This window comes from Erythrobacter westpacificensis, from assembly GCF_039542285.1.
Lineage (GTDB): Bacteria > Pseudomonadota > Alphaproteobacteria > Sphingomonadales > Sphingomonadaceae > Alteraurantiacibacter > Alteraurantiacibacter westpacificensis.
The window spans coordinates 291,603-317,056 of the sequence record NZ_BAABHV010000010.1 but is presented as its reverse complement, the minus strand read 5'-3'; the positions used below and the strand labels follow the sequence as shown (position 1 = coordinate 317,056).

Sequence of the window (25,454 nt, the reverse complement as noted above, 5' to 3'; positions counted from 1 at the left end):
CGGGAAGAGGAGATGGCCATGTCCGCCACGAAAATCCTGTGGGGCCAGATCATCATTGTTTTCCTGATCGTGCTTGCCGCCGTGTGGGGCGCGACGCAATGGACCGCCGCCGCGCTCGCATATCAGTCCGAACTCGGGCCACCGTGGTTCATGCTCGGCGATTGGCGCGTCTATCCGCCTCCAGCCTTCTTCTGGTGGTGGTTCTCGTTCGACGCCTACGCACCCGAAATCTTCAAGACCGGCGCATTTATCGCCGCATCGGGCGGGTTCGCCTCGATCGCCGTCGCCATCGGCATGTCGGTCTGGCGCGCGCGCGAACTCAAGAACGCCGAGACCTACGGCTCGGCGCGCTGGGCGACCGAACGAGAGGTTCGCGTCGCTGGGTTACTCGGCAATAACGGCGTGGTGTTGGGCAAGCTGAGCCGCGACTATCTCCGCCACGACGGCCCCGAGCATGTGCTGTGCTTCGCACCGACCCGGAGCGGCAAGGGTGTGGGACTCGTAATACCGTCCCTTCTGACCTGGCCGGGCTCGGCGATCGTGCACGACATCAAGGGCGAGAACTGGCAGCTCACCGCAGGCTTCCGCTCGCGCCACGGCCGGGTGCTGCTGTTCGATCCGACCAATGCCGCCTCGGCAGCCTACAATCCGCTGCTGGAGGTGCGGCGAGGCCAATGGGAGGTGCGCGACGTGCAGAACGTCGCGGACGTGCTGGTCGATCCCGAAGGCAGTCTCGAGCGCCGGAACCACTGGGAGAAGACATCTCACTCGCTGCTGGTCGGCGCGATCCTCCATGTCCTTTATGCGGAAGCAGACAAGACGCTCGCCGGGGTGGCGTCCTTCCTTTCCGACCCCTCGCGCACGATCGAGCAGACGCTGGCCGCGATGATGGCGACGCCGCACTTGGGGCAGGCTGGCGTGCATCCCGTCGTCGCCAGCGCGGCGCGCGAGCTCTTAAACAAGTCGGACAACGAGCGTTCGGGCGTGCTCAGCACGGCCATGTCCTTCCTTGGCCTCTACCGCGATCCCGTCGTTGCGCAGGTCACGCGCGCCTGCCAGTGGCGCATAGCGGATCTGGTCGAGGGCGAGCGGCCGGCGACGCTCTATCTGGTTGTGCCGCCCAGCGACATCTCGCGCACCAAGCCGCTGATCCGCCTTATCCTCAATCAGATCGGGCGCCGACTGACCGAGGAGCTGACCCCGAAGCAGAGCCGCCATCGCGTACTGCTGATGCTCGACGAGTTTCCGGCGCTAGGCCGGCTCGACTTCTTCGAGAGCGCACTGGCGTTCATGGCGGGCTACGGCCTCAAGGCATTCCTGATCGCTCAATCGCTCAACCAGATCGAGAAGGCTTACGGGCCGAACAACGCGATCCTCGATAACTGCCATGTGCGGGTGAGCTTCGCCACCAACGACGAGCGGACCGCCAAGCGGGTGTCGGACGCGCTCGGCACTGCAACCGAGATGCGGGCGATGAAGAATTATGCCGGGCATCGCCTCTCGCCGTGGCTGGGGCATTTGATGGTGTCGCGGCAGGAGACCGGGCGCCAATTGCTGACCCCCGGCGAGGTCATGCAGTTGCCGCCGGACGACGAGATCGTGATGGTCGCGGGCGTCCATCCGATCCGGGCGAAGAAGGCGCGCTATTTCAAGGATCGAAGGTTCGCGGAGCGGATTATCGACGCGCCGACGCCATCGGTAGCACCGATCCGGCCTGACGACTGGACCGGACGAACGGCCGCAGCTGAGCTGAAGCAGGTCGCGCGCATCGGTGGTGATGCCGAAGATACCGCCAATGGCGGATTACGCCGCGAACCCGAGCTGCCCGAACATGTCGATGTCGCGAAGGAGAAGGACGCCTCGCCCGCAGAAGAGTTTGCGATCGTCGAAGACGATCCCGACGAGGTGGCGCGTGCCTCGGCATTACGCCGACGTGCGCAAGGACTGGCACGCCAAGCCTCACTCAATCCGAACGACGGCATCGATCTTTAGGAGTTGACGATGCGAACCCGGCTCAATGTGTATTTTCCACCCGAACTCGCCAAACAGGTCAGCGAACTGGCAATCCGCAAGCGCATCTCGCGTTCGGCCATCATCGAGGCGGCGGTCACGTCCTATATGTCACCCGACGGCTCCGACCGGCTCGAAGCTGCGTTTGCGCGCCGGATGGACCGGCTTTCGCGCCAGGTGCAGCGGCTCGAACGGAACACCGGTCTCACCACCGAGGCGCTCACGCTGTTCGTCCGGTTCTGGCTCTCCGTGACGCCGCCATTGCCCGAAGAGGATCAGGCGGCCGCGCAGGTGAAAGGCCGCAAGCGCTATGAGGGTTTTGTCGAAACGCTCGGTCGGCGCTACGCGAGCGGCAAAAGCTTGATGGACGAAATCCCTGAGGATGTTTGGCCGCGTTCGTCTCCTGATCCGGAACAGGTCTACCCGAAATCAGAATGACCATTAGCTTGATCGTACCGGGTGCGGGCATGACCGACCATGTCGCGGTGTTCGTCGGCCCACCGTGCAAGAGGAGCTAACTGTGCCACGAGCGAACGCCCGAGATCGGTCAGCTCGTAATCGACTCGCGGCGGGATGGAGGGCGTCACCTCGCGAGTGACGTAACCGTCGCGTTCGAGCTTGCGCAAGGTCTGCGTCAGCATCCGCTGCGAGACGTCCGGCACCAGCCGCTTGATCTGCGAGAACCGCTGCCGATCTGCCTTCAGACCGGCTAGGATCAGGATCGTCCACTTGTCGGCAATCCCCTTCAGAACATGGCGAACGGGACAGATCTCCGGATCGTATTCGCCCCGGTAGATGCCGTCGAGGTAATCGTCCGGCCAAGCGCGATCGGTTCCCTCCGGGGAACTAAGGCGAGAAATAGTGCCGTCTCCCATAGTCTTGCTCCGCGGCTACAGTCCGGTCTCACATTGTAACCAAGTCTCGGCTCGGAACCAAGGAGATCGTCATGAAAGCTGCCATTATCACTCGGTTCGGGTTGCCCTCCGTGTTCCAGACAGTCGCCCTGCCTCGCCCAAAGCCTGGCGCGGGCGAGCTTCTGATCCGGGTCGAGGCGGCTGGGCTGAACCGTCTCGACCACTACACCCGTGAGGGTGGCGTGAACCCGAACCTTACCTTTCCGCACGTTCTGGGCTCCGACGCCGTCGGAATTGTGGAGGAAATGGGAGACGACGTCTCTGGCTTCTCCATCGGCGATCGTGTCATCCCGATGCCTGGCTATCCCACCGACCCGACCGACCTGGGTGCAGAAGTTTTGAGCACGTCGCGGTCGTACGCGATCCGCGGCCTCGCGGAGAACGGCAGCTATGCTGAATACATGACCGCACCCGCGCGCTGGTCGGTCAAAGCACCCAATGAACTGTCGTCAGTCGACCTGGCGACGCTGCCGATGGCCCTTGTCACTGCGGTGCGAGCAGTCAAGGTCGTAGGCGGCGTGCGCGCGGGTGACACAGTTCTGATCCAGGCGGGCGCCTCGGGTACGGGCTCGTTCATGGTGCAGGTTGCGCGCGCCCTCGGCGCTCGCGTCGCTGCGACGGTTCGATCGGACTCCAAGCGCGCCTTCGTCGAGGAACTCGGCGCGGAACTCGTCGTCGGCATGGAGGATGGCGCGCTCGACAGGGTGCGCGAATGGTCGGGAGGAGGCGTCGACGTGGCCGTGGACAACCTGGGCGGTGCAAGCCTTGCTCGCTCCGTTGACGCAACGCGGCCACTCGGCCTGACGGTTCTAATGGGCAACGTGCTAGGGCTGGAATCAGTTCTGCGCGTCCGCGACGTGTTCTTTCCACAGAAGCGGATCGCCGGCACGCTCATGGGGGGTGTCGCGGATCTGGAGTGGGGGATTGAGGAGGTTCGCGCGGGGCGCATCCGCCCGACGCTCGATCGGACCTTCACGCTCGACGAGGCGGAAGCAGCCCACACGCGACTGGCGGCGGGCGACGCTGTAGGCAATATCGTCTTCGCGGTGTCCTGAGCCGTGGCCGGTGTATCGCTCCCTGAGCCGCCCGCACCTGTGGGCGCCTACGCGCCGGTCGTCATCCGTCGCGGTATCGGCTTCGTCTCGGGGCACTTTCCTTTTCGAGATAACGTGCTTGCGTTCCGTGGCCGGGTGGGTGCTGAGTTGTGCGTGCGGAATGGAGAGGAGGCCTGCCGGATCACGGCGCTTAACGTGCTTGCGCACATCGCTGCGGTAACGCGACAATTCGCCGACCTTGGCGGACTGCTGCGGCTGGACGGTTACGTGGCGAGCGCGGAAGGTTTCTACGCGCAGGCGGCAATCCTCGATCACGCATCGCACCTGTTTGTCGAAGCTCTCGGGACGAAGGGAGAGCACGCCCGCACGGCATTCGCGGTCCCGCGCCTGCCGCTAGACGCGCCTATTGAGTTGAGCGTCACGTTCGCTTTGGCAGCCAACTAAAGAACTGCGCCCAATATCGAATAGCCTTAGCTTTGCTCTTCCGCGCCGACGAGCGCACCGACCAGAACATCGAATCGTAGCGTTGTCGCGCAATCAAACGTGACGGAACCAGTCACGTAGGCTTAGCCGCCGGCAAGCAAATCCGCCGACGACATCCAATCTGCCGCCTCCTCTACTACGCCGTCAAACACCTGTTGCGGAACAGGCATTTCTGCGTCTCTTGATGTGCTCCTGACGCCGGGCGGCGGTTCGCCCGGTCCATTCCAGGGGCCAGTCCTTGACCGTTCACCCGATCCGATCCGAAGCGAAATCACGCGGCGCACGGATGCTGCGCACGGCGCTCGGGCCGTCGATCGCGGCTTGGCTCGACGATCCGGCCGTCATCGAGGTGATGCTGAACCCGGACGGCCGACTGTGGCTCGATCGGCTCGGCGAGGGCATCAGCGACACCGGCGAGTTGCTGTCAGCCGCCGATGGCGAACGCATCGTCCGCCTGGTCGCGCACCATGTCGGCGTCGAAGTTCATGCCCGTAGCCCGCGCGTCTCGGCCGAGCTGCCGGAAGGAGGCGAGCGGTTCGAGGGACTGTTGCCGCCCATCGTCGCCGCGCCCGCTTTCGCGATCCGCAAGCCCGCCGTCGCCGTGTTCACGCTCGACGACTATACGGCGGCCGGGATCATGTCGGGGTGCCACGCCGAGGCGTTGCGGCATGGCGTCGAGGCGCGCGCCAACATCCTCGTCGCCGGCGGCACCGGCAGCGGCAAGACCACGCTGGTCAACGCGCTGCTGGCCGAAGTCGCCAAGACCACCGACCGCATTGTCTTGATCGAAGACACGCGCGAGCTGCAGTGCGCCGCGCCCAACCTCGTGGCCATGCGGACCAAGGATGGCGTCGTCTCGCTGTCCGATCTCGTGCGGTCCAGCCTGCGGCTGCGGCCCGACCGCATCCCGATCGGCGAGGTGCGCGGCGCGGAGGCGCTCGACCTTCTCAAGGCCTGGGGCACCGGCCATCCCGGCGGCATCGGCACGATCCATGCCGGGACCGCGCTTGGAGCGCTCCGCCGCATGGAGCAGCTCATTCAGGAAGCCGTCGTGACGGTCCCGCGCGCGCTGCTCGCCGAGACCATCGATCTCGTCGCCGTGCTCGTCCGCGACGGACACGGCCGACGTCTCGCCGAACTGGCCCGAGTCGAAGGGCTCGACCCCGCCACCGGCGATTACCTTCTCATCCCGCCTTCTCACCCCCAGCCAGGAGTCCTGTCATGATTCATGCCATACGGCACGGCGCACGTCGCGCCATGCCTGCCGCCTTCGCCAGCCTGATCGCGCTGACCATATCCGGTCCAGCCCATGCGGGCGGATCGTCGATGCCGTGGGAAGCGCCGCTCCAGGCGATCCTCGAAAGCATCGAGGGGCCGGTGGCCAAGATCATTGCCGTGATGATCATCATCATAACCGGCTTGACCCTTGCGTTCGGCGACACGTCGGGCGGCGCCCGGCGGCTGATCCAGATCGTGTTCGGTCTCTCGATCGCGTTCGCGGCCAGTTCCTTCTTCCTCAGCTTCTTCAGCTTCGGCGGCGGAGCGCTGGTCTGATGCACACCGCCGAGCCGATCCCCGGCTACTTCGCGCCGGTTCACCGGGCGCTGACCGAGCCGATCCTGCTCGGCGGCGCTCCGCGCTCGCTCGCCATCGTCAACGGCACGCTGGCGGGCGCGATCGGCCTTGGCCTGCGGCTCTGGATCGCCGGCCTGGTCATCTGGGCGATTGGCCATGCGCTCTCGGTCTGGGCCGCGCGCCGCGATCCGCAATTCGTGGACGTCGCCCGGCGCCACCTCCGTTACCCGGCATGGATTCGGCCATGATGAGCTTGCGCGAATACCGCAGGCAAGCCGAAACCCTTGCCGACTTCCTGCCCTGGGCCGCGCTGGTCGGGGAAGGCGTCGTCCTCAACAAGGACGGCTCGTTCCAGCGCACCGCACGCTTCCGCGGCCCCGATCTCGACAGCGCCACACCGGCCGAGCTGGTGGCGACAACCGCGCGGCTGAACAATTCGCTGCGTCGCCTGGGCTCGGCCTGGGCGATCTTCGTCGAGGCGCAGCGCACGCCTGCGCTCGACTATCCCGACGCCGAGTTCCCCGATCCCGTTTCGGCGCTGGTTGATATGGAGCGACGCGAACAGTTCCGCGAAGAAGGCGCTCACTTCGAGAGCGCCTACTATTTGACTCTGCTGTGGATGCCGCCAGCGGAGGAAGCCGCGCGTGCAGAGGGCTGGCTCTACGAGGGCCGGGCCACAAAGGGCGTCGATCCGCGCGAGCTGCTCAAGAGCTTCGCCGACCGCAGCGACCGCGTGTTGAACCTGGTCGAAGGGTTCATGCCCGAGGTTCGCTGGCTCGATGACGCCGAGACGCTGACCTATTTGCACAGCACGATCTCCACCCGCCGCCAGCGCGTCCGCGTTCCCGAAACCCCGATGCATCTCGACGCGCTGCTGGCCGATGAGCCGCTGACCGGCGGGCTCGAACCGCGCCTGGGCGAGCATCATCTCCGCACGCTCACCATCACCGGCTTTCCCAGCGTCACCTTTCCGGGCCTGCTCGACGAGCTGAACCGTCTCGCCTTCGAGTATCGCTGGTCCACCCGTGCGATCATGCTCGACAAGTCCGACGCGACCAAGCTTCTCACCCGCATCCGCCGCCAGTGGTTCGCCAAGCGCAAGTCGGTCGCCGCCATCCTGAAGGAGGTGATGACCAACGAGGCATCGACGCTGCTCGACAGCGACGCCTCGAACAAGGCCGCCGATGCCGACACCGCCCTGCAGGAGCTGGGCGCCGACTATGCCGGCATGGCCTACGTCACCGCCACGGTGACAGTATCGGACCGCGATCCGGCCATCGCCGCCGAGAAGCTGCGGCTGGTCGAGAAGGTTATCCAAGGCCGCGATTTTACTTGTCTTGCCGAGAGAATGAACGCGATCGAGGCATGGCTGGGGAGTCTGCCCGGCCATACCTACGCCAACGTCCGCCAGCCCCCGATTTCCACCATCAATCTCGCCCACCTGATCCCCCTGTCAGCGGTATGGGCGGGGCCGGAACGGGACGAGCATTTTGGACAACCCCCCTTGCTCTATGGTAAGACCGAAGGCTCGACCCCGTTCCGGTTTTCCCTTCACGTCGGCGATGTCGGCCACACGTTGATCGTCGGCCCGACCGGCGCCGGCAAGTCGGTCCTGCTCGCGCTCATGGCGATGCAGTTCCGCCGCTACGAGAACGCCCAGGTCTTCGCGTTCGACTTCGGCGGCAGCATACGCGCGGCCGCGCTCGGCATGGGCGGCGACTGGCAGGATTTGGGCGGAATGCTCGCCGAGGAGGCTGGCGATGGCGTCCAGCTTCAGCCGCTCGCCCGTATCGACGACCCCGCCGAGCGGGCATGGGCGGCGGAATGGCTGGCGGCGATCCTGGCGTCCGAAGGAGTCGCGGTCGATCCGCAGGCTAAGGAGCATATTTGGTCCGCGCTGACATCGCTCGCCACCGCGCCGGCTGCCGAGCGCACGCTGACCGGCCTGGCCGTGCTGTTGCAGAGCCAGCAGCTCAAACAAGCTATTGCCCCCTATTGCATCGGCGGGCTGTGGGGCCGGTTGCTCGATGCCGAGGTCGAACGGCTCGGTGAAGCATGGGTCCAGGCGTTCGAGACTGAGGGGCTGGTCGGCGCCGGCTCGGCCGCCGCCGTGCTCTCCTACCTGTTCCATCGGATCGAAGGCCGACTGGATGGCTCGCCCACGCTCATCATCATCGACGAGGGCTGGCTGGTGCTCGACAGTCCCGCCTTCGCCGCGCAGCTCCGCGAATGGCTGAAGACGCTGAGGAAGAAAAACGCCAGCGTGGTGTTCGCGACGCAGAGCCTCGCCGATATCGAGACCAGCAGCATCGCGCCGGCCATAATCGAAAGCTGTCCGACGCGCATCTTCCTCCCCAACGAGCGCGCCGCCGAACCGCAGATCGCGGCCATCTACGAGCGGTTCGGACTCAATGCGCGCCAGATAGAGATACTGAGCCGGGCGACGCCGAAGCGCGATTATTACTGCCAGTCGCGGCGCGGCAACCGATTGTTCGAGTTGGGACTGGGCGAGGTCGCGCTCGCCTTCGCCGCAGCCTCGTCCAAGACCGATCAACTCAAGATCGCCGAACTGATCGAATCCCACGGCCAGTCCGCGTTCGCCGCCGAATGGCTGCGGCATCGCGGGGCTTCCTGGGCGATCGACCTTCTTCCCGCACCCGAACCGCAATCGCTGGCGCGCGAGCGGGAAAACGCTCGCCAGCAATCCCCGAAGGAGACAAACTCATGAACCGACCCAAGTTGCGCCGCGCCTTGATGGCCGGCGTCCTCGCCGCCACCAGCATGCTTGGCGTTGTCGCCATGAATACGCCCGCCCACGCGCAGATGATCGTCAAGGATCCGACCAATTACGCGCAGAACGTGATCCAGGCCGCACGTGCGCTCGAACAGATCAACAACCAAATCCAGAGCCTCCAGAACGAAGCGGCCTCGCTTTTGAACGAAGCGCGCAACCTCACCTCGCTGCCCTTGAACCAGCTGCAGGAGTTGCAAGGACAGTTTCAGCGCACGCAGCAATTGCTCGGTGAGGCGCAGCGGCTCGCCTATGACGTCCAGTCGATCGACCGGGCCTTCGCGCAGAACTATCGCGGCACCAATCTGAGCGGCAGCGACCGTCAACTCGTCGCCGATGCGCAGAGCCGCTGGCAGACGAGCGTCGCGGCCCTTGAGGACGCACTGAAGGTCCAGGCGGGCGTCGTCGGCAATCTCGATGGGTCGCGGGGCACCCTCGAACGGTTGGTGACCGCCAGCCAGTCGGCGACCGGCGCGCTGCAAGCGGCGCAAGCAGGCAACCAGCTCGTCGCGCTCCAGTCGCAGCAGCTCGCCGACTTGACCGCGCTGATGGCGGCGCAAGGCCGCGCGCAGGCGCTCGACATGGCCGAGCGCGCCGCCGCGAAGGCGCAGGCGCGCGAGCAGCTCCGCCGCTTCCTTACGCCCGGCACCGGTTACCGGCCGGGCAATGCGCGCATGTTCCGCGACTGAGCCGAAAGATGGACCATAAGCTCCTCGCGCGCATCGGCGCCATTATCTTCGTCGCCATCGCGGTCACCATGACCGCGATCGAGATGAGCCGCGCGCCCGAACAGCCGCGCGAGGAGCCGGTCTCCGAGATCGAACGTGCCGGTACCGACCCGCTGCTCGCCGAACTGCGCCGCTGTCAAGGCCTCGGGGCTACCGGCGCGGAAGACCGCGACTGTCTCGCTGCCTGGGCCGAGAACCGCCGGCGCTTCTTCGATGGCAGCGCGCGCACCATTGCGCCTGCCGACCCAGCACCGGTCGAGGAGAACTGAGATGGGCGGCACCGGCGTCGTCGATCGCTTTCTGGACGTCTTCACCCGCTATATCGACAGCGGGTTCGGCCTGCTGGGCGGCGAGGTCGCGTTCATCGCCACCACGCTGATCGTCATCGACGTGACCCTCGCCGCGCTGTTCTGGACCTGGGGCGCGGACGACGACATCCTCGCGCGCCTGATCAAGAAGACGCTGTTCGTCGGCGTCTTCGCCTATATCATTTCCAACTGGAACGCGCTCGCACGCATCGTCTTCGAAAGCTTCGCGGGGCTCGGCCTGAAAGCGTCCGGTACCGGCTTCACCGCCGCCGAGCTGCTTCAGCCCGGCCGCGTAGCCCAGGTCGGCCTCGAAGCCGGACAACCCATCCTCGAATCCATCTCCGACCTCATGGGCTATGTCGCCTTCTTCGAGAACTTCATCCAGATCGCCGTGCTGCTGATCGCCTGGCTGTTCGTGATCCTCGCCTTCTTCATCCTTGCGATCCAGCTTTTCATCACCCTGATCGAGTTCAAGCTCGCGACGCTCGCTGGGTTCGTGCTCATCCCGTTCGGCCTGTTCGGCAAGACCGCCTTCATGGCCGAGCGCGTGCTGGGTCTCGTCGTCTCTTCGGGCATCAAGGTGCTGGTGCTCGCGGTCATCGTCGGCATCGGCTCGACTTTGTTCGAGGAGTTCCGCGCCGGCTTCGGCGGCGCGCAGCCGACCATCGAGGACGCGATGACCATCGTGCTCGCCTCGCTCTGCCTGCTCGGGCTCGGCATCTTCGGCCCGTCGATCGCCAACGGCATCGTCTCGGGCGGCCCGGCTCTCGGCGCGGGCGCGGCGGCAGGCACGGCCCTTGCCGCAGGCGGTGTGATCGCCGGCGGTGCGGCGGCGGCAACGCTCGGCACCGGCGCGGCGCTCGGAGCGGCTGCGGGAGCCGCGAAGGGAGGCGCGTTCGCCGCCGGCGGGACGCGCAGCGCCTACGCGCTCGGTTCGGCCGGAAAGAGTGGCGGGGCGGCGGTGGCGAGCGGAGCCGCCGGTGTCGGCAAGGCCGCTGTGGGTGCCGCCATGTCTCCGCTGCGCAAGGCCGCCGCTTCGATGAAGGACAGCTACCGTTCGGGCGGGCGTGCGGGTGCGACCGGCGCGGGGGCAACGATCTCGGGCGGCGCGCCCGCAGCCGCATCTGCTGCTGGAGGTCAGCCCGCCTGGGCCGCCGCGATGAAGCGGCGCCAGACCATGTCCCACGGCGCGAGTGTCGCCGCCCACACGCTGCGCTCCGGCGATGGCGGCGGCGGCGGCGCGTCGGTCGATGTCAGAGAGAAGGATTGATGCAAATGTTCAGGCGACCCACCATCCGCTACGGCCAGACGCCCGAGCCGGTCACGCCCTATCAACGCGCCGCGCAGGCTTGGGACGACCGCATCGGCTCGGCGCGCGTGCAGGCCAGGAACTGGCGGCTCGCTTTCTTCGGCACGCTGGCGCTGTCGGGCGCGCTTACCGGCGGCCTTGTCTGGCAGTCCGCGCGCGGCCACATCGTGCCCTGGGTGGTCGAAGTCGATGCGCTTGGCGAGGCGCAGGCGGTCGCGCCCGCCGAAGTCGGCTACAGCCCGACCGATCCCCAGATCGCGTTTCATCTGGCGCGCTTCATCGAGCAGGTGCGCAGCGTTCCCGCCGATCCTGTCATCGTCCGCCAGAACTGGCTTCGCGCCTACGACTTCACCACCGATCGCGGCGCGCTTGCCTTGAACGATTACGCGCGCGCCAACGACCCCTTCGCCGATATCGGCCGGATGCAGGTGGCGGTCGACGTCTCCAGCGTCATCCGCGCCTCGCCGGGCAGCTTCCGCGTCGCCTGGACCGAGCGCCGCTATCAGGAAGGGCAACTTGCCGCCACCGAGCGGTGGTCGGCGATCCTCACCATCGTGGTGCAGCCCCCGCGCACCCCCGACGCCCTGCGCAAGAACCCGCTCGGCATATTCGTGCATTCCCTCAACTGGTCGAAGGAGCTGTCGCAATGACGCGTCCACCTTTCTCCCGAGCCGCTGCGGCGGCTTTGCTCGCCTCCGCTGCTGCGCTTGCCGGCTGCGCTACCACGTCCGCCGAGCCGCCGGACATCGCCTATGACGAACCGCCGAGCGAAATCCTGGCGACACTCGCAACCGAAGCGCCGCGCGCGGTCGAGGTGGTAGCGATCCCCGAGCCGCTGCCATTGCCCGGCCAATTGAAGCCGGTGACGCCATCCGCGCCGGTGCCCGAATCCGCCGATCCGCGCCGTCGCATCGGCGATGCCAATGACGCGGCGCGCATGCAGCCGGTTCGCGACGGCTTCCTCAACGCCATCCAGCACTACCCTTGGGTGCCGGGCGCGCTCTATCAGGTCTATACCGCGCCGGGGCAGGTGACCGACATCGCGCTTCAGGAGGGCGAGCAGCTTGTCGGGCCAGGGCCGGTCGCGGCCGGTGACACCGTGCGCTGGATCATCGGCGATACGGTGAGCGGCACCGGTGCGACCGCTCGCGTACACATCCTGGTCAAGCCCACCCGGCCGGATCTGTCGACCAACCTCGTCGTCAACACCGACCGGCGGACCTATCATCTGGAACTGCGCGCCACGCCTTCGACCTATATGGCGTCGGTCTCCTGGACCTATCCGCAGGACGAGCTGATCGCGCTGCGTGCCACCAACGCCGCCGCTGCATCCGCCGCGCCGATCGCGACCGGCGTGGACGTGTCCGCGCTCGATTTCCGCTACCGGATCGAAGGCGATCGCGTGCCCTGGAAGCCGCTCCGCGCGTTCGACGACGGGCGGCAGGTGTTCATCGAGTTCCCCGCCGGGATAGCGCAGGGCGAGATGCCGCCGCTGTTCGTGACCGGCGCGGCCGGCGATGCCGAACTGGTCAATTATCGGGTCCGCGGCCGCTACATGGTGGTCGATCGCCTGTTCGCCGTCGCCGAACTGCGGCTCGGTGATCGGCGCAGCGAGCGGCGCGTGCGCATCGTCCGCGACGGCGCGGAGACGCGCCGGGAGCGGCGGCGATGAGCGACGATACGCACGCGCCTGACGCCGAACCGGTCGCTCCGCCGGCGACGTCGCAGACGGTGCCTCCCGATCCGCGCCCGTTCCAACTCCGCGGCGATCCGCCGCGGGTCATGCGCCTGTCGCGCAAGGTGCTCGCGGTCGTGGGTGTCGTCGCCGGACTCGGCATCGGCGGGTCGCTGATCTACGCGCTCCTGCCCGCCGAGGAGCGCGCTTCGGAAGAGCTCTACAACACCGAGAGCCGATCGCAGTCCGAGGCGGTCACCTCAGGGCCGCGCGACTATGCTGATGTCCCGCAGCTTGGCCCGCCGCTGCCCGGCGATCTTGGCGGACCGATCGTCTCGGCGCAGCAGCGCGGCGAGGACGTGCCGCTGCCGCCGGTCGGCACCCAGGCTACGCCGCCCGATCCGCGTGCCCAGGCCCAGGAAGCGGCACGCCAGCGCGCCGCGCAGGAGCGCGACGCCGCGCGCACCAGCAACGTGTTCCTTGGCGGCAGCTCCGCCACCGCTGGAGCAGTACCGGCACCGTCCTTTTCGCTGAATGAGTCCGTGCAGCCGCCGCAGCAGCCCACAGATTCTGGAGGCGAGCAAGCCGCCAAGCTTGCGTTTCTGGAACGGACGTCCGGTCGGCGCACGGTCAGCGTGGAGCGCGTGACCGCGCCGGCTTCGCCCTACATCGTGCAGGCCGGCAGCATCATTCCGGCCGCGCTCATCACCGGGATCCGTTCCGATCTTCCCGGCCAGATCACCGCGCAGGTGACGGCGAACGTCTATGACAGTCCGACCGGCCGTATCCTGCTCGTTCCGCAGGGCGCGCGGCTGATCGGTGAATATGACAGCGAGATCGCCGCCGGGCAGACCCGCGTGCTGCTCGCCTGGAACCGGCTTATCATGCCGGGTGGCCTTTCGATCATTCTCGAGCGCCAACTCGCCGCCGACGCAGCCGGCTTTGCTGGGCTGCAGGACCGCGTCGACCAGCGCCGGGGCAATCTGCTCAGGGCCGCGGCCGTCTCGACGCTGCTCGGCGTCGGCGCCGAATTGGGCGCGGACGGGGAGGACGATCTCGTCCGCGCACTGCGTCGCGGTCCGCAAAGTACGATCAACCAGGCCGGCCAGCGGATCGTCGATCGGCAGCTCAATGTACAACCAACGCTCACCATCAGGCCCGGCCATCCGCTTCGGGTGATCCTGACCCGCGATCTGATCCTCGAACCCGTCGGAGGAAATCGATGACCAAACTCAAACTCGGCCCGCTGGTCGACGACAAGCCGGTCAAGCTTAGCGTCGAGCTTCCGGCTGCGGTGCATCGCGATCTTGTCGCCTATGCCGACGCGCTTGCGGCTGAAACCGGCGGCGATGCCGTCGCGCCGGAGAAACTGGTCGCGCCGATGCTGGCGCGGTTCATGACAACCGATCGCGGGTTCGCCAAGGCGCGGCGCAAGGCCAGCGGCTGACAGCTATCAGAAGCTCATTCGCCAAGAAACCGCCTGCGGCGTTCCTCTGCGTCGTTCTTGATCAATGCCTCTTCGGCATCGGCACATTCCGTGCCGCGCACCGAGCCGTCGCGGCAGTCTACGACGACCTGCCGCGCTTCTGCCACGTGCTCAACGAAATTCTGGACGCCGCGCGGCTCATTTGACCCTGACCCGGAAACTGGCGACGGAACCGACGGGGCGGCGGGAAGAGCGATGATCGGACGTAAGTACGAATCCCGCGCGGAACCCGATCTCCAGTACGACGAGCATGATGATCCCAGCCTTGCTTTGCGTCATGGCCGTTCTCTTGGAGACTATATCCTTTCTGTGGTCGCCGCGATCTCGAACGACAGTGCGTAGCGACTGCGCACGAAAGCGAGGAACCGCTTGAGGGCAGGGTTGGGGTTGTCTTCCCGCCAATATCCCGAATATGCGATCAGCGCCGGACCTTGCTCGCCATGCACCGGGCGATAGGTGACATCGGGATAGAGGGCGCCGGTCGTGCCCGCGCAGGAAACCGAAAGCATTCGGGTCTCTCCAAGAAAGCTGAGGATCGTCTCGCGACTGACCGGACGGAGCTGAATGTCCGGACGCGCGCCCGACTGCCAAAGTCTACCGATCAGCATGTCGCGGATGTCCGGGCCGGGATCGGCGGTCGGCAGCATAAAGCGCTGCCCACGCAGATCAGTCCAGTTGACAGTGTCACGCTCATAGAGTGCGTGACCCTTCGACATCGCAGCGACGACGTGCTCGCTCCAGAACGAGGCGTGCCGACAATCATCGCGGGCGATCTCGCCCATCAAGATGGCTATATCGATCTCGCCGCTGTCGAGACCCGCGAAAAGTGCACTGCGGTCCGATTCGACGCCGTTGATTTTAAGGTCAGGGTTCTCGCGTTGCGCGGCGACCAGCGTAGCACGAAGGTTTCCAGCAGAGACGGAGTTGTTGAACCCGACAACGAAACCTCCTGCACGGCCACTGCCCGCCGCGCGCGTGTTGGCGATCATCCGGTCCGCATTGGCGACCATAGGTCGGGCGCTGCGCAGAAATCGCAACCCGGCGGTCGTTGGAGCTACACCCGAGTGTGACCTCAAGAATAGCTGAGCGCCGACCGATCGTTCGAGCTTCATAACTGAGCGACTGAGCGTTGATTGTTCAACATCAAGGGCGCGGGCGGCGCGATAAAAGCTGCCGTGATCCGCTGCAGCGATTGCATATCTTAGTTGACGAATGTCGAATGCCAATTACGAGCCCCGGATGTTGACGGTACAATCATCACTTTCCTGATTTCGAGCTGGCGGACTGTGCGCCAAAGAACCACGCGTACAGAACGGGCACCGCGCCCAATGTGATTGCCAGAGCAAACACCAAACCAAACGCGATAGCGCTGGCCAAGCCGTAGAAAAGCACGTCCTGTCCGATGATGAGCGGTAGGAGTCCGACGATCGTGGTGATCGTCGTCATCAGGATTGGTCGGAACCGGCGCATGCCGGCCTGGACCACCGCTTCGGCTACTTGCTCAACGTCAGCATCGTCGCGCGTTTTGCCTTCATCGTGTGCACGTTTCTCCGCTTCACTGCGCTCGATCTCGCAGCGGTCGACGAGAACGATGGCATTGTTGATGATAATGCCAAACAGAGCGAACAGGCCGAGGATCACCATGAAGCCGAAATCGGCCTGCATGATATGAAGCCCGGCTGCCGCACCGATCACGCCCAGAGGAACGACTAGGAGAACGACACCGGCCTGTCGGAACGCACCGAACTGGATCACCAGCATGATGACGATCAGCCCCATCATCAGGGGCAGATTGGCGAGCAGCGCGCTGGTGCCTTCCGAGCTCTCGGCGATAATGCCGTCCCATTCTATATGATGACCCGGCGGCAGCATCGCCTCGAGCTCGTCGAGCTTGTCCTGCACCATCGGAACCATGTCCTGCGGGGTGACCGAGGTAGGACGCGCTTCGACCGTGAGCGTCTTGATCAGGTTCTCGCTCTGGATGCGTCCCCGTTGCGGGACAAGCGAAGCCATCGCTACTTCACCCAACTGTACGACCGCTCCTTCCGCCCCGACAAGCGTCACCGCTTCCAGTCGGGCCGGATCGGTGCGCTCGATTTCGGGAGCACGAATGACGATCGGCGCGAGATCATCGCCGTCGCGATAGACGCCTACGGATTGCCCCGAGAAATAGGTCGTGAGCGCACGCGAGACGTCGGCCGAGGTCACGCCCGCCGCACGCGCGGCCGCTTGGTCGACCTCGACCCTGTATTGCATGGACGGTTCTTCCCAATCGGAGAAGATGTCGATCGTCCCTTCGACCTCGCGCAGGATGCCCGCGAGCTTGTCGCCCGTTTCAAGCAGGACATCGGGGTCCGGGCCGCGAACCTGCACCTGGATCACGTTGGGATCGCTCGGCCCGAGGAACATCCCCGCGATCCGCATCCGAGTGTCGGGAAAGGCCACGGCCATGTCCTGCCGCAATTGCTCGACACCGGCATCGCGCACCTCCGCGTCCTTCGCGTTGATGACGAGGAAACCCCTATTGGGGGCTGGGTCCGATGGTGCGAGCGACAGCACGAAGCGCGGTCCCCCAAACCCTGAATAGGAAGCCACGCTGTCGAAGTCTGGATAGCGCTCGTCATCGTCAATGAACTCGGAGATCGCCTGAACCTTTTCGTCCATCGCAACGCTCGAGGTTCCTACGGGCATGTCGGCATAGACGAGTATCTGCGCACGGTCGGACGAGGGGAAGAATTGTTGCGGAACCAGCTGCAGCGATGCCGCTGCGATAGCAAACAGCGCGGCCATGCCGCCAAGATAGAGCTTGCGATGCGCGAGCGCCCAGCGAAGAAGCTTCTCGTAGCGCGCCGATCCCCAGTCGAACGTTTCGTCAACCTTGGCCCTGATCTTGCCCTTCTGTTGCTCCTCGGGTGGCCTGGCGAACCAATAGCACAGGGTGGGGATCACCGTGACCGCGATCAGCCAAGAGCTCGACAGAGCGATCAGGATGACGAGCGAAATGTTGCGCGTGTATTCACCCGATTCCTGCTGCGCGAGCATGAGCGGCAGGAACACAAGGATAATGGTGAGTGTCGACGCGAGGAGCGGCCCGGCGAGTTCTCCGCCCGTCTGACCGATAGCCTTGCGCCGGTCGATGCCTTCGGCGAGGCGCTGTTCGAAATCCTCCGCGATCACAATGCCGTTATCGACCAGCAGGCCGAGCGCGATAACGATGGTTGCAAGGCTCATACGCTCTAGCTTGATGCCGTACATGCCCATGATTGCGAGTGTGATCAGCACGACCGCAGGAACCACTGCGCCGATTACGAGCCCCGTGCGAAGGCCAAGGAAGAGGATCATGGTCGCAAGCACGATGGCGAGCGTCTGGAGGACGTTGAAGCTAACGCCGTAGACAGCGTTCTTCACCTGCTCGGCCTGCCAGGTCATGGTTTCAAGCGTTATGCCCGCGGGCAGCGACTGGCGCACGTCGTCGATCGTTTCCTGCGCGCGATCGGCGTAGTTGATCACGCTTTGCGCCTCGTCCATCGAGATGGCGAAGACGATGGCAGGATCACCGTTGAAATAGGCGCGCTGCAACGGAGGATCGATAGATCGTTTGCTGACCTGCGCGTAATCGCCGAGCCGGATGGTCCCTGCCGGGCCGAGGTCGAGATAAAGGTTTCTGACGTCTTCAAGTGTTTCGAAGGCGCCCGACGGTTCGATCGACAATCGGCGGCTTTCGGTCTCGATTGCGCCACCGGGCGCCACGACGTTCTGCTGTGCGAGCGCCGCAGCGACCGCATCGAGCGGAACGCCGAGTTGGGCGAGCACCGCATTGCTCATCTCGATATAGACCCGCTCCTGCGGTCGACCCAGGATGTCGACGCGCTTGGTGCCGGGAATGGTGTAGAGCTGGTCGCGCACATGCTCCGCAAGATCGCCCAGCTCGTCCATCGGGAAATCGGCAGATTGCAACGCCAGCGTAATGACCGCGACATCGCCGAACTCGTCGTTGATGATTGGCGCCATCGTACCTTCGGGGAACTGGCCCACAGTCTCCTCGACCTTTTCGTCCAGTTCGTCCCACGCCTGATCAAGATCGTCGGTGGCGAAGGCGACTTCGGCATGGATAATCGATTGTCCCTCCATTGAAGTGGCACGCACTTCGTCGACCTCGGGCATCGTCTTGATAGCTTCGGCGAGCGGGGTGGTGATGAGGGTCTCGACCCGTGTCGCGTCCATCCCCGGATGCGCGGTAACGACCACGGCTTCGCGGATAGTGATCGTGGGGTCCTCGCGCGCGGGAAGCGTGAAATAGCTCGCGACGCCGTAGATCATCGCGAGCACGACGATGAGTAAAACCGCCGCGCGGTAGCGGAAGCCGAGTTCCGAAAGATTGCTCACGATGCGAACCGCCGCGCGCCGGCGCCGATCAGACTGACGCGCTCACCGGTTTGCAGAAAGGCTGCTCCCTTGCTGACGACGACGTCGCCGCTCTTCAGCCCGCTCGTTACCGTAACGCGGTTCTCGCTCGCCGCTTCGAACCGGATGGTGCGCGCGGAAACTTTATCGGTTTGCGTGTCGACGACCCATACCTCTCCGCGATCGGGACCGGTGGGCATGATGGCGGTCAGCGGTATCGCGTAAGTGGCGGACTGTGGCCGCGGTTCTTCGTTACCGGCGTCGCGAGACAGGCGAACCTCGGCCACCTCGCCGGGCTCGATCGTCCCTTCACCGGCCATCACCCGTGCGACGATTTCGAAGGCGCCCGGCCCGCTGCCGCGGCTGGAAATCTCGGTGATGGTCGCCGCAAGAGCTGGCACGTCGCGTCCCGGTCGGAGCACCTCGACCGATTGACCGGTGGCAAGCTGATCGCGCAGCGTTCCGGGGACGCTGAAGACCACTTCGGTTCCGAAACCGTCGAGCTCGAGCACCGGCTGGCCGGGGGAGACCTGGGTGCCCGGCTCGACGATCCTGCGCGCCACACGACCCGAAAAGGGGGCGCGCAATCGGGTATCGGAAAGCGTCTCGCGCGCCGAGCCAGCCTGCGCCTGCCCGGCATCTAGAAGGGCCTCGAGACTGTTTACCTCGGCATCGGCGGTCTCCAGCCGCGTCTCGGAGGTTGCACCCTCGGCAAAGAGCGCGCGCTGTCGCTCCGCTTCCTGTCGGGCGCGCGCAAGCCGCGCGCGGGTTTCGACGACCTGCGCGTCGGCAGACGCGGCATTGAAGCGATAGGTCGCGGAATCGAGTGTCGCGACCACCGCGCCGCGTCCGACCCGATCGCCGATCTCGGCGCGTACGGAGGTGAGGGTCCCACCGACTTCGAAGCTGAGTGACGCGCGCTGTTCGGCGCGTACGCGCGCCGGGAAGGTCACTTGATCGTCGGATGTGGTTTCCGAAGCGCCGACTTCGACCCAGGCGACAGGTCTGGGCTCGGGCGGTTTTTCCGTTTCGGAACAGCCAGCCAGCAAGAAGGCTGACCCAAAAAGGGCGAGGGTATGTTTCACGATGGGTCTCCCGATGGTGCGGCCTGCCAGCCGCCGCCGAGTGCGGCGTACAGCCCCGCCATGGCAAGACTCGCCTGGCGATAGGCAATCGCTCGGCCGCGTTCCGCATTCCGCAGACCCCGCTCAGCCTCTTGCAAGCGAAGCTGGTCGATCGCGCCGTACTGGAACTGGATGCGGGCGAGGCGGTAATTTTCTGCCGAAAGGGTCGCGGCGCGCTCGCTCAGTGCAAGTGCCTCACGTCCCAGGTCGTAGCGGGCGATGGCCGTCTCGGTTTCCTCGAGCGCGGTTAGAATGCTTTGCTCGTAAGCAAGCGCAGCCCGGCGCGCTTCCAACTGAGCGAGATCGATTTCCGCGCGGATTCGACCGCCTTCGAAGACGCGCCACGACAAAAACGGCACGATGGAATAGCTGGTGCTGTCGCCATCGAAGAGCGTATCTAGCGCGATCGATGAGAAGCCCCCTGCCGCGTTGAGGCGCAGCTGCGGGAAAAGCTCGGCCCTCGCGACGCCAATCTCGGCGGTCTCGGCCGCCAGTTCGCGTTCAGCGCGCGCGATATCGGGGCGCCTTCGGAGCAGATCGGCGCGCAGGCCGACAGGCACGTCGAGCAGCGCGACCTCGTTCCGATCCTCGGTCGCGAGCGCGATCTCTCGTTCCGGCAACCCGCCGATCAGCGGCCCGAGAGCCAGGGCAGCAGCCCTTATCTCGACATCGAGGCGCGGAAGCTCGGCTTCGATGCGGGCGAGCTCGCTTTCAACGAGCAGCAGGTCGGCACGCGATATTTCGCCCTCGCGAAGCTGAATATTCGAGAGCGCCAGCAGTTCGCGCTGCGCCGCGATGCTGGCGAGAAGCGCGCCGCGCTCGGATTGGTATCCGATCAGGGCAAGATAGGTCGAAGCCGTCTCGATGGCCACGGCGAGCCGTGCACCGTTGGCGGCTGCAATCGCGCCTTCGATGCGCGCATCGCCCGCTTCCAGAGCGCGGCGCGTTTGGCCCCATAGGTCGATCTGCCAGGCGAGCGACCCCCCGACATCGTAGATTTCAAGTTCTCGCTGAAAGCCGGGGATCTGTGCAAAACCCGGATTGGCGTTGAGGCTTTGCTGCAGCGCGGTGACGGAGGCATCGGCTCCGACCGATGGAAGCGCGGAAGCCCTGATTTGCGCGCGTCGCGCCCGCGCTTCCTCGACCCGAAGGAGTGCCTGTCGGATCGTCAGATTGTCCTGCAGCGAAGCTTCGACCAGCCGAGTGAGCACCGGATCGCCCAGATTGCGCCACCAGGCGATGAATTCCGCTTCGGCGACCGGTACGCTTTCCCGATCGATCCAGTCGGTCGCTGTCGCCTCGATAGGAGGCCGCTCGTAATCAGGACCGACCGTGGCGCAGCCTGCCAGACCCGCCGAAAAAACGGCGGCTATCCATCGGCGATGGTGGCCTGGTCGCATTGTGAGTCTGATCATAATGGGCTGGCCTGCTAGGCGATTCGCTCTGAACCGTCTAGTACAATCTAGAACGAATTTGCTAAGTCAGTCGCTTGTTCTTGAAGGATTTCAGCAGCCGCTCCTGCGCGAAAGTCGCGTTAAGGCGCTGAGAAGATACGAAATATGTCGAATAACTTAGCGAGAGATCAATAGGTATATCGATTCCGAACGCCAAGCAGAAAAGCTACCCAAAAGTTCATCATGAACCTTCGGGTTGGCTTTCTGAAACCGAATCGCCTATGGCCACTTTCAGATCGGAACGAAGTGGAGCAGATGAACAAGATCACGCAGACGAAGAAGCGGGCGGCTATTCTCGCCGGGGCTCAGCGCGTGTTCGGACGCGAGGGGTTCGAGGGTACCAGCATGGATGCAGTGGCGCGCGAGGCGAAAGTCGCCAAGCCGACGCTCTACAATCACTTTCGCGACAAGAACGCACTTTACGTTGCGGTGGTCGAGCATTCCTTGACCCGGGTGCGCAGCGAGATCGTACCACCGGAATTGCGTGACATGACCGCGACCGAAGGTCTCAAGGTCATCACCACGCGCCTCGCACGCATGTTCGGGCGTGACGACGACGTGCTGCGTCTGTGCCGCATCTGCATCGGCGGCTTCGACCGCTTTCCGCTCGCTACTTCGACCTTCATGTATAACGGCCCCCAACGCGGCAACCGCGAAGTAGCGAGCATGATCGCGCTATGGGCCGGGCGGGGCGAGCTAGCGTGCGACGATCATGAACTTGCCGCCCAGCAATTGGGTGAACTTTGCAAGGTCGGGATTTTCGATCCGCGCTTGTACGGCTCGCGCGAGAAGGCGTCGATCGACGAATGTCACCGGATTGCTGCGGCCGCGTATCAGACCTTCATGGCGCGATATGGCAAATAGGAGCATGCGACGCAGGCCTGGTATCGCCTCGCGGATACCAAGACGGACATCGCCGAGAGCGATGCTTTTGATCGTCCTTTCTGCCGCGCTCGGTGCCTGCGCAACTCTGCCCGAGCGCGAAGACGTTTCCTCGGCGGCGCGGATGGGTGGACAACTCGTTGATTTCACCGGCACGCGGTTCGATACAGAGGCATCAACCGAGATTATCCGGCCATGGCATGATCGCTGGATGGCGGAGAGGCGAGCCTCGGGTGACGACGAACCGATCGACCTGCTGGCCATCTCCAGCGGGTCGGACAAAGGAGCCTTCTCGGCAGGCTTCCTTACGGGCTGGAGCAAACGCGGCGACCGGCCCGACTTCGATCTCGTCATCGGGGTCAGCACCGGCGCGCTTATCGCGCCTTTTGCTTTTCTAGGTCCAAGCGAGGACGACGCTTTGCGCCGCCTCTACACGACAATCGACGCGGACGACATCTACCGTCAGCGTGCGATCTCCGGGCTGCTCGGTGGACCAGCTTTTGCAACCAGCCGTCCCTTGCTCGAAATGATCGAGCGCGAGGTTTCGCCCGAACTTGTCGAGCGGATCGCAGAGGAACACCGGAAGGGTCGCCGCCTTCTGGTAACTACGACCAATCTTGACACGCAGCGCGGCACGATCTGGGATCTGGGTTCTATCGCCGTCTCGCCGATGCCCAACCGCGAGCATCTTATCGAGAGTCTCCTTCTAGCCTCCTCGAGCGTCCCTGCGCTGATGCCGCCCGTAATGATCGATGTCGAGGCGGACGGGCAGCCCTTCCGCGAAATGCATGTTGACGGCGGCACCGCAGGAAGCTTCCTCGCGATACCGCCCAGCATCCTGTGGGGACAGGCCGAGCTCCGTGAGCGAGCGGATGTGACTAACGGCTCCTTCACCATTCTGTATAATGGCCGCCTTGCGCCGCAGGTCGAAGGCGTCGAGCCAACGGCTTTTTCGATCCTGCGCCGCTCGATCGAAACCATGATCGCCCATGCCGATAGGAACATCCTACGGTCCTATCGCGAATTCGCCGTCCATCATGGCGTAACGCTTGCGGTCTACCAGATCGGTGACGATTTCGATGATGACGCCTTCCCAGACGAGCAGTTCGATTCCGCATTCATGCAGGCCCTGTTCGCCCATGGCGAAGAGCAGGGACGTCAGTGATGATGTAGGGGCCTGCCGGCCTCCTACGGCGTTGGCCGTCGGGTTGCGAAGGCCAGCAAAAAGCATCTGTCAATGCCAGCGGACGCTGCATCTGAATGCTAATTTTTGTTCTCTCGGGCCTGCTGGTAGTTGCATTGAACTGCGCGAAACAGGTCACCTTCATGGGCGCGGCTATCGCTTTGCTCAACCGGTTGGTCGCGGATCGCGTCAAACCGACAACGCTCCAATTCATGGTCGCGGTCGTTCTAACTGCATTCTGGCTGATGCTTGGGTTGGTTTGCTCAGTCTGCCTTTGGGCGTCACGTCAGTCTGGAGAAGTAGGGCCGACGCACCCATGAAGCATCTAGCTAAACCGGACATCATCGCAACTCCGCTTGAAGGCGTTACCAGTTGCGGTTGGGTTCTGACAGACAGCGGTCTGGGTCTCAACCCGCGCAGACCGGATCGCAACTCTGTCGAAGAAGTCAGCCGATATCTCGCGAGGTTGCCTGGTTTTGACGTCGAACCGCTACAGCGTACTTGGCTGATGGTAAGTGTGATGGTTCTAAGCCTGAGAGGCTGAATGAAGAACTCCAGAAATCAACGTGTTAGGCGGCCCGATCGAGTCCTCTTCTGGTCGGATCTGCCGCTAGGCATCGACCAGCTACGTCACAAGGCAAGGACAGAACTGTAGCGAACGAACGACGCTTCGCCTCCGACAGACTGCGTCATTCGCCATCCAACAAAGTCGCGATTTCCGTGGAGACTCGCTCCACAGCGGACTCTACAGCTTGATCGAGATGCACATAACGTCCGGTCACGGACCCAGCAGAATGTCCAAGCATCGCCGCGATCGTCAGTTCGGAATACCCAAACTCGCCAGCGATACTTCCGAATGTATGCCGCAGTGTGTGCGGCGTCACGTCAGCCCAGCCCAAGCGCTGACAGATACGACCAAGGACCCCGCTCGCGGCGACGAAATGCGATTGGCCTCCATCCGAAGGGAAGATGAACGGCTCATCACCCAAGGGCGGCTGAGCCTTCAGCAACTCTAGCGCTGGACTACCAATCAGCCTGATCTGCGCGCCCGTCTTCGTATCACCAAAGGCAATATATCCCTCATCGAATAACCAATTGCGCTCGACACTCTGCGCCTCGTTGAGGCGTAGCCCGGTAAGGGCAAGCAGTCGAATAATGGCCAAACCGACCGGATGTTCGAAATCGGCAACATCTCGCATCGCGTGACCAAGTTTGCGTATTTCTTCGCGGCTCAGCCTCCTGGTCTTTTTCTGATCCGGGAATTTGCGCACCCCAACGGCGGGATTGGAATCGATCAAGCCGGCGCGCCGGGCATGCGCAAAGATGCTGTGGAGCATAGAAATCGATCTTGCCGCCACGCCCTTGCCGCCTTGCGTGGTTCCACCCCGACCTTCTCCTCGGGGCCGCGCGGTTTTTCCCACGGCAATATCGTTTTGCATGGCCTCGATATCGGGAAGTCGAAGAGCTGCAACTTTCCTCCGACCGAGAAGTGGGCGTACATGCGACTCTATTCTACTTCGATCCATTGCGAGCGTTGAGGCTTTGATCGGCGTCCGCTTGCGACCGAGAATTCGGCCTGCCTCTGCTTCGCACAAATACCAATCACACACTTGGCCGACAGTTGCGCCATCGCGAATAGCCCGCTTCTCATCTGCAGGATCCGTTCCGCGCGCGACTTCACCGAGTTTGATGCGGGCCTCGGAGCGTGCTTCTTCCAAAGTCATAACACCGTATCGACCAAGGACGAGACGGCGCTTCCTCTGTTCCGAGTTTCGATACTGAAGCACGAACGACTTTGTCCCTCCTGCCTCGACCTTGATACCAAACCCGCGAAGTTCCTTGTCCCAAAGAAAGATCGGCTTGCCGGAAGCAGGCTTTGCGTCGTCAATCATCCTCTTTGTTAAACGTCCCGATGTCGCCATGTGACCTTCCAAACCTCAACCAAAACCTTCGAAGGTTCGTATCCAATCACCATACTCCCGCATCCAATTAGTATCCAGATTCAATCGAGCCGACGGCGGTGGGCGGCGGAAGAAAAGTAGGAAGGCCTCGCTCAATTATCTGCTTTGCCTA

At 64.2% G+C, this 25,454-nt stretch carries 24 protein-coding genes and 1 pseudogene; 17 read left to right on the top strand and 8 right to left on the bottom strand.

The features are described from left to right. The first annotated feature begins 18 nt into the window (after positions 1–18). The gene (locus ABFX23_RS09450; RefSeq protein WP_156842578.1) at positions 19–1,992 is read left to right on the top strand and encodes a conjugal transfer protein TraG; all 1,974 of its coding nucleotides are present in this window, start codon (positions 19–21) and stop codon (positions 1,990–1,992) included. Between the two features lie 9 nt (positions 1,993–2,001). Next, entirely contained in the window at positions 2,002–2,448 is a 447-nt protein-coding gene (locus ABFX23_RS09445) for a ribbon-helix-helix domain-containing protein (protein ID WP_156842579.1), read from the top strand. On the opposite strand, the gene ABFX23_RS09440 is transcribed toward ABFX23_RS09445, so the two are convergent. Next, the gene (locus ABFX23_RS09440; protein ID WP_346032827.1) at positions 2,430–2,885 is read right to left on the bottom strand and encodes a winged helix-turn-helix transcriptional regulator; all 456 of its coding nucleotides are present in this window, start codon (positions 2,883–2,885) and stop codon (positions 2,430–2,432) included. The genes ABFX23_RS09445 and ABFX23_RS09440 overlap by 19 nt on opposite strands. A gap of 71 nt (positions 2,886–2,956) precedes the next feature. Here ABFX23_RS09440 and ABFX23_RS09435 point away from each other — a divergent pair, with 71 nt between their 5' ends. The 13 genes from ABFX23_RS09435 (at position 2,957) to ABFX23_RS09375 (ending at position 14,295) form a co-directional block, all read left to right on the top strand. Then, complete coding sequence (locus ABFX23_RS09435; protein WP_346032826.1) at positions 2,957–3,979, top strand: quinone oxidoreductase family protein; 1,023 nt, start codon at positions 2,957–2,959, stop codon at positions 3,977–3,979. 3 nt (positions 3,980–3,982) lie between these two features. Next, positions 3,983–4,423, top strand: a complete 441-nt coding sequence (locus tag ABFX23_RS09430; RefSeq protein ID WP_156842582.1) for a RidA family protein — start codon at positions 3,983–3,985, stop codon at positions 4,421–4,423. 277 nt (positions 4,424–4,700) lie between these two features. After that, positions 4,701–5,687 carry a P-type conjugative transfer ATPase TrbB gene (gene trbB / locus ABFX23_RS09425; RefSeq protein ID WP_156842583.1) on the top strand — a complete coding sequence of 329 codons (987 nt, stop codon included), beginning with the start codon at positions 4,701–4,703 and terminating at the stop codon, positions 5,685–5,687. Next, positions 5,684–6,016: a TrbC/VirB2 family type IV secretion system protein gene (locus ABFX23_RS09420; RefSeq protein ID WP_156842584.1), complete on the top strand. Its 333-nt coding sequence runs from the start codon at positions 5,684–5,686 to the stop codon at positions 6,014–6,016. Before trbB ends, ABFX23_RS09420 begins: the two co-directional genes overlap by 4 nt. After that, positions 6,016–6,285 (top strand): VirB3 family type IV secretion system protein, encoded by a 270-nt coding sequence (locus ABFX23_RS09415; RefSeq protein ID WP_156842585.1) that lies wholly within the window; start codon positions 6,016–6,018, stop codon positions 6,283–6,285. The genes ABFX23_RS09420 and ABFX23_RS09415 overlap by 1 nt, the downstream gene beginning before the upstream one ends. Further along, positions 6,282–8,765 carry a conjugal transfer protein TrbE gene (trbE, locus tag ABFX23_RS09410; RefSeq protein WP_156842586.1) on the top strand — a complete coding sequence of 828 codons (2,484 nt, stop codon included), beginning with the start codon at positions 6,282–6,284 and terminating at the stop codon, positions 8,763–8,765. Before ABFX23_RS09415 ends, trbE begins: the two co-directional genes overlap by 4 nt. After that, a complete protein-coding gene (gene trbJ, locus ABFX23_RS09405; protein WP_156842587.1) occupies positions 8,762–9,517 on the top strand; it encodes a P-type conjugative transfer protein TrbJ in 756 nt (251 codons plus the stop codon). The genes trbE and trbJ overlap by 4 nt, the downstream gene beginning before the upstream one ends. An 8-nt stretch (positions 9,518–9,525) precedes the next feature. Then, positions 9,526–9,825 carry a putative entry exclusion protein TrbK-alt gene (gene trbK-alt, locus ABFX23_RS09400; protein ID WP_156842588.1) on the top strand — a complete coding sequence of 100 codons (300 nt, stop codon included), beginning with the start codon at positions 9,526–9,528 and terminating at the stop codon, positions 9,823–9,825. A gap of 1 nt (position 9,826) precedes the next feature. Next, positions 9,827–11,134 (top strand): P-type conjugative transfer protein TrbL, encoded by a 1,308-nt coding sequence (gene trbL / locus ABFX23_RS09395; RefSeq protein WP_346032825.1) that lies wholly within the window; start codon positions 9,827–9,829, stop codon positions 11,132–11,134. 5 nt (positions 11,135–11,139) lie between these two features. Beyond that, positions 11,140–11,823 carry a conjugal transfer protein TrbF gene (gene trbF, locus ABFX23_RS09390; protein WP_156842590.1) on the top strand — a complete coding sequence of 228 codons (684 nt, stop codon included), beginning with the start codon at positions 11,140–11,142 and terminating at the stop codon, positions 11,821–11,823. Then, complete coding sequence (trbG, locus tag ABFX23_RS09385) at positions 11,820–12,845, top strand: P-type conjugative transfer protein TrbG (protein WP_156842591.1); 1,026 nt, start codon at positions 11,820–11,822, stop codon at positions 12,843–12,845. Before trbF ends, trbG begins: the two co-directional genes overlap by 4 nt. Beyond that, positions 12,842–14,074 carry a TraB/TrbI/VirB10 family type IV secretion system protein gene (locus ABFX23_RS09380; RefSeq protein WP_156842592.1) on the top strand — a complete coding sequence of 411 codons (1,233 nt, stop codon included), beginning with the start codon at positions 12,842–12,844 and terminating at the stop codon, positions 14,072–14,074. The genes trbG and ABFX23_RS09380 overlap by 4 nt, the downstream gene beginning before the upstream one ends. Next, a complete protein-coding gene (locus ABFX23_RS09375; RefSeq protein WP_156842593.1) occupies positions 14,071–14,295 on the top strand; it encodes a DUF2274 domain-containing protein in 225 nt (74 codons plus the stop codon). Before ABFX23_RS09380 ends, ABFX23_RS09375 begins: the two co-directional genes overlap by 4 nt. A gap of 14 nt (positions 14,296–14,309) precedes the next feature. Here ABFX23_RS09375 and ABFX23_RS09370 read toward each other — a convergent pair whose 3' ends face one another. The 6 genes and pseudogenes from ABFX23_RS09370 to ABFX23_RS09350 form a co-directional block, all read right to left on the bottom strand. Continuing rightward, positions 14,310–14,441 carry a hypothetical protein gene (locus ABFX23_RS09370; RefSeq protein WP_006833867.1) on the bottom strand — a complete coding sequence of 44 codons (132 nt, stop codon included), beginning with the start codon at positions 14,439–14,441 and terminating at the stop codon, positions 14,310–14,312. A 189-nt stretch (positions 14,442–14,630) separates the two neighbouring features. Further along, on the bottom strand, positions 14,631–15,344 hold the full coding sequence (locus ABFX23_RS09365; protein ID WP_006833869.1) for a LysR family substrate-binding domain-containing protein: 714 nt from the start codon (positions 15,342–15,344) through the stop codon (positions 14,631–14,633). Between the two features lie 39 nt (positions 15,345–15,383). After that, a pseudogene (locus ABFX23_RS17755) lies at positions 15,384–15,560 on the bottom strand (helix-turn-helix domain-containing protein); the annotation flags it as partial. 31 nt (positions 15,561–15,591) lie between these two features. After that, on the bottom strand, positions 15,592–18,720 hold the full coding sequence (locus ABFX23_RS09360; RefSeq protein ID WP_346032824.1) for an efflux RND transporter permease subunit: 3,129 nt from the start codon (positions 18,718–18,720) through the stop codon (positions 15,592–15,594). Beyond that, a complete protein-coding gene (locus ABFX23_RS09355) occupies positions 18,717–19,823 on the bottom strand; it encodes an efflux RND transporter periplasmic adaptor subunit (protein ID WP_346032823.1) in 1,107 nt (368 codons plus the stop codon). The genes ABFX23_RS09360 and ABFX23_RS09355 overlap by 4 nt, the downstream gene beginning before the upstream one ends. After that, positions 19,820–21,277: an efflux transporter outer membrane subunit gene (locus tag ABFX23_RS09350; protein WP_066842334.1), complete on the bottom strand. Its 1,458-nt coding sequence runs from the start codon at positions 21,275–21,277 to the stop codon at positions 19,820–19,822. Before ABFX23_RS09350 ends, ABFX23_RS09355 begins: the two co-directional genes overlap by 4 nt. Positions 21,278–21,571: 294 nt before the next feature. Here ABFX23_RS09350 and ABFX23_RS09345 point away from each other — a divergent pair, with 294 nt between their 5' ends. Further along, positions 21,572–22,180: a TetR/AcrR family transcriptional regulator gene (locus ABFX23_RS09345; RefSeq protein WP_346033038.1), complete on the top strand. Its 609-nt coding sequence runs from the start codon at positions 21,572–21,574 to the stop codon at positions 22,178–22,180. Positions 22,181–22,241: 61 nt separating this feature from the next. Then, positions 22,242–23,363, top strand: a complete 1,122-nt coding sequence (locus ABFX23_RS09340) for a patatin-like phospholipase family protein (RefSeq protein WP_346032822.1) — start codon at positions 22,242–22,244, stop codon at positions 23,361–23,363. Between the two features lie 707 nt (positions 23,364–24,070). On the opposite strand, the gene ABFX23_RS09335 is transcribed toward ABFX23_RS09340, so the two are convergent. Further along, complete coding sequence (locus tag ABFX23_RS09335; RefSeq protein WP_232332987.1) at positions 24,071–25,273, bottom strand: tyrosine-type recombinase/integrase; 1,203 nt, start codon at positions 25,271–25,273, stop codon at positions 24,071–24,073. Positions 25,274–25,454: the final 181 nt, after the last annotated feature.